4 protein-coding genes are annotated in these 3,395 nt (G+C 54.4%); 2 read left to right on the forward strand and 2 right to left on the reverse strand.

From position 1 onward, the window contains the following. Window positions 1–600 (reverse strand): IS30 family transposase (locus JUF21_RS11760; RefSeq protein ID WP_203664826.1); only part of this gene is annotated, 600 nt, incomplete at its 3' end. A gap of 88 nt (window positions 601–688) precedes the next feature. On the opposite strand from JUF21_RS11760, the gene JUF21_RS11765 reads away from it, so the two are divergent. After that, window positions 689–1,195 (forward strand): transposase, encoded by a 507-nt coding sequence (locus JUF21_RS11765; protein WP_374706455.1) that lies wholly within the window; start codon window positions 689–691, stop codon window positions 1,193–1,195. Between the two features lie 273 nt (window positions 1,196–1,468). Here the strand turns inward: JUF21_RS11765 and celB are convergent, their stop codons facing one another. After that, entirely contained in the window at window positions 1,469–2,815 is a 1,347-nt protein-coding gene (celB, locus tag JUF21_RS11770) for a PTS cellobiose transporter subunit IIC (protein ID WP_203664828.1), read from the reverse strand. A gap of 3 nt (window positions 2,816–2,818) precedes the next feature. Between celB and JUF21_RS11775 the strand changes: the two genes are divergently transcribed. Then, window positions 2,819–3,157: a hypothetical protein gene (locus JUF21_RS11775; RefSeq protein ID WP_203664830.1), complete on the forward strand. Its 339-nt coding sequence runs from the start codon at window positions 2,819–2,821 to the stop codon at window positions 3,155–3,157. The last annotated feature ends 238 nt before the right edge of the window (window positions 3,158–3,395 follow it).

Below are 3,395 nucleotides of genomic sequence, written 5' to 3' on the forward strand. Positions count from 1 at the left end.
ACCTTTGACCAAGTCGCCTTCCCAATGTCCCACGCCTGTGCGGTCATTCACGGCCGCAGGACGCAACTCGATTGAGTCGCCGTATATCTTCTTATTCTTGCGCTTGTGGGCGTTCTTATAGCCTTTGATGCGGCGTCGGAGCTTCTTGGGAAGTGTCATGTTGTCTAGCTCAAGCAGCCCGGCGTCGATGTAGCGATACACAGTTGTCGTTGAAGGGCAAGCCTTGCCCTGGTCGCGATAGAAGTGTACGAAGCTATCAACGCTGTGCACGCGAGGCTTGCGGGTAAGCTCCTTGGTGAGAGCTTTGAAGAACGCACGGCCGGTTTTGAGAAAGGCGTGGTGTCCGGTTCTGTCGCGTTTGCGGTCGTGTATGGCTTGGGCAGTTTCCGCAAGATAGACTTGATGCGAGTGACGCTTCGAGTCGAGCTGAGTTACAGATCCACGCGTGATTTCTCGTGAGATTGTCGCTTTACTGCGATGAAGCTTCTGTGCAATCACGGTCGCGGTGTCACCAGCAGCCCGAAGGGCCTGAATTGTAGCACGGTCGCTAAAACTGAGTTGTTGGTAATGCTTGTGGGTGTTAGTCTGAGAGTGGGTCATGAAGATTCCTGCTTTCTTGTTTAGCTAGTACTAACAAGAATAGGTCTTCATGGCCTTTTTGGTCTAGTCGTCAGGGTGTTGCACTTGAATTGTAAACTGGGGAGCGCCCAATGAGGCCTGGTTATCCGATTCGACAGAGCTGACCTATGGGGTGAACGGTGAGTACAAGATGCGCCTTAGCGGCGTCCTAGACTTGTATGGCCGGCGGCTACTATCTTCTAACCTTAGTGAGACAGAGACCAGTGCCGCAGAGATCCAGACCTTCCAGCGGGCATTCACGGCCGCTGGTGATGTTCACCCGTTGGTTCACACAGACCGCGGTTCAGCGTACACGTCTGGTCAGTTCAATCAGTACCTCAACCAATTCAACGTTAAGCGCAGCATGTCACGACCAGGTACACCGTACGACAACGCACCAATGGAGCGCTGGTGGAATGAGTTCAAACTCCGGTGGATGGATCGTCATCCAATGGCGAAGACGTTGAGCGAGTTAACACAGCTCGTTGAGGAAGGTATCGAGTACTTCAACCACCACAATCGTTCAGCACAAAGAAATGGCCTCACCCCAGATGAATACTGGAATGAAGCCATTTAGGAACAGACAAAACTTTATAGTATTTCGTCTGTCAACTTGACGGGGCCGAGTGCACTCGCTCTTTGTAAGAGGGCCAACTCTTCTACTTATGGAATCCAAAAAGAGAACCGGTATCCTGGCCTTGTCAACCAGGGTAACGATTCTCCTCAGTACAATTTGCTCCGAATTAGTTAATCGGCAGGGCACTGAAATCTCTTTCACAATTATTCATAGTGAGTTGTGCTACTGACAGGCTCTTCTGCGGTGCCAACCCACTGTCGCAGCCAAGAACCACTACTTATTAACCGCAGCCTGCTCGTTTTTCAGCAGCGTCCGGTCGTAGCGACGAATGAACGGGTACCAAACCACGAAGGAGGTCAGGGCGCAGAGAATGGATAGCACGGCGCCTTTCCAGCTGGCCGTGGCGATGAAGCCGCTCAGCCCAACCGGAGTCGGCCATGGCTGCTGCAGAATGATCTTCGGCACCAGGCCGCTGGACACGCCGACGTAACCGACAATGCCTGACGCCAGCGGGGCGCAGATGAACGGAATCAGCAGCTGGATGTTGTAGACAATCGGCAGGCCAAACAGAATCGGCTCGTTGATGTTGAACAGGGCGGGCACGATTTCGACCTTCCCGATTTCCCGCAGCTGCGCGGACTTGGCGCGGAAGGCGAGCCACAGGGCCACGCCCAGCGTGGCGCCGGCGCCACCGATGATGACGAAGGCGTTCATCGGGTCACCAGCGAAGAAGTGGTTGGCGCCATCGACGTTAGCGGCCATGTTGGCCAGCACAATCGGGGTGTAAAACGAGGACATGATGGTGGAGCCGTGAACCCCGAACCACCAGAGGAAGTGGATGAGGAAGATGATGATCAGGAAGCCCCACCACGTGTCGGCAATGTTACTGATGAAGGAGAACGGAATGTACAGGACTTTGAAGATGTCCGTTCCGGCCAGGACCAGCACCATGTTGAGCAGGGTGACCACGATGGCCACGCAGGCGCCGGGAATCAGGGAACTGAATGAGTTCGCCACCCCTTGCGGCACGGATTCCGGCATTTTGATCCGCCAGTCGTGCTTGATGGTGAAGCGGTAGATCTGCACGGTGATCCAGCCCACAACCAGGCCGGTGAAGATCCCGACCGAGGCAATGCGGGTGATCCCGCCGGCGGACACGGCGTACCCGCCGCCGATGATGTTGTCCTTGCTCAGGGAGGTGACGGCTTGGATCATGCCGCCTTTCCAGACGAGCTGAGGCACGGTGATGAACATCGCCATGACGAACATCCACAGCGCGTTGAGGGGATTCAGATCCAGTTTTTCCTCATCGCGGTAGATGCCCGTGTAGGTGTACGTGAAGGTGCCGGCGAAGACCAGGGCCAGGATGCCCATGGTCGAGTTGAAGACCACCTGGAACAGGGTGGCGAAGCGGCCCACGGTGCTTGCGTACCACTCGGCGAACCCGGGAATCGGGAACGCCTGCGGGAGCACGGTCAGAATCAGGAACATCGCCCCGATGATTGAGAACGTGATGACGCTGTAACCAGCCTGCATGATGGCGCGAACGAAGCGCGAGCCGGAGAAGCGACCCGCCCACGCGCCGAACTTGTCCTTGAATGAAACAGGAGTATCAGCCATTTGATGTACCAGCACGACGCGGCGGTAGCGACCGCGCCGCGCGTTCCTTTCGCTAAAAGTGTGGCTGCCAACGCGGCAACCGAAGATAATGGCATTGAACCGTCCGCTGAGGTGCTACCGGAGCCCAGTGGCGGTGGGGACGTGTTGGTGTTTATAACTGACAATGGTTGGAAAAAGCCGACACGTGACCCCGGCGAAAGTCAGCGGCATCGAGCGCGGCATGCGCGCATCTGCCTGCTTTCGGTAGCGCTTTCTTTCGACTCCACTATAAAGGTTATATGGTTGATTAATCAAGTTAAAATAAATATGCCATATGCCATTTATCTTCGTGAAAAACGGTGAAAACAGGTACCCACCGCAATCATTCGACCCGACATCGCTGATTGGTCTAGCTAAAAAGTGACATATTCTTTCTCAATAACACTAAGACTCCTCAACGGGTTGAACCAAATATTCAGGAGTGGATAGTTTCTCGCCTAAATTTGTAATGAAGTAGGACACACGGTTCTGGTGCAAAGTTTACTCAGGGAGAGTGCATCCTGTATCATGAATTGAAACTGGAGGTTTTCAGATGACTGAT

It is taken from the genome of Lacticaseibacillus sp. 53-4, from assembly GCF_016861805.1.
In the GTDB taxonomy this organism is placed as follows: domain Bacteria; phylum Bacillota; class Bacilli; order Lactobacillales; family Lactobacillaceae; genus Lacticaseibacillus.

Coding starts and splice junctions, on each gene's coding strand:
- celB (WP_203664828.1), bottom strand. CDS start 2,815: ATGGCTGATACTCCTGTTTCATTCAAGGACAAGTTCGGCGCGTGGGCG.
- JUF21_RS11775 (WP_203664830.1), top strand. CDS start 2,819: ATGTACCAGCACGACGCGGCGGTAGCGACCGCGCCGCGCGTTCCTTTC.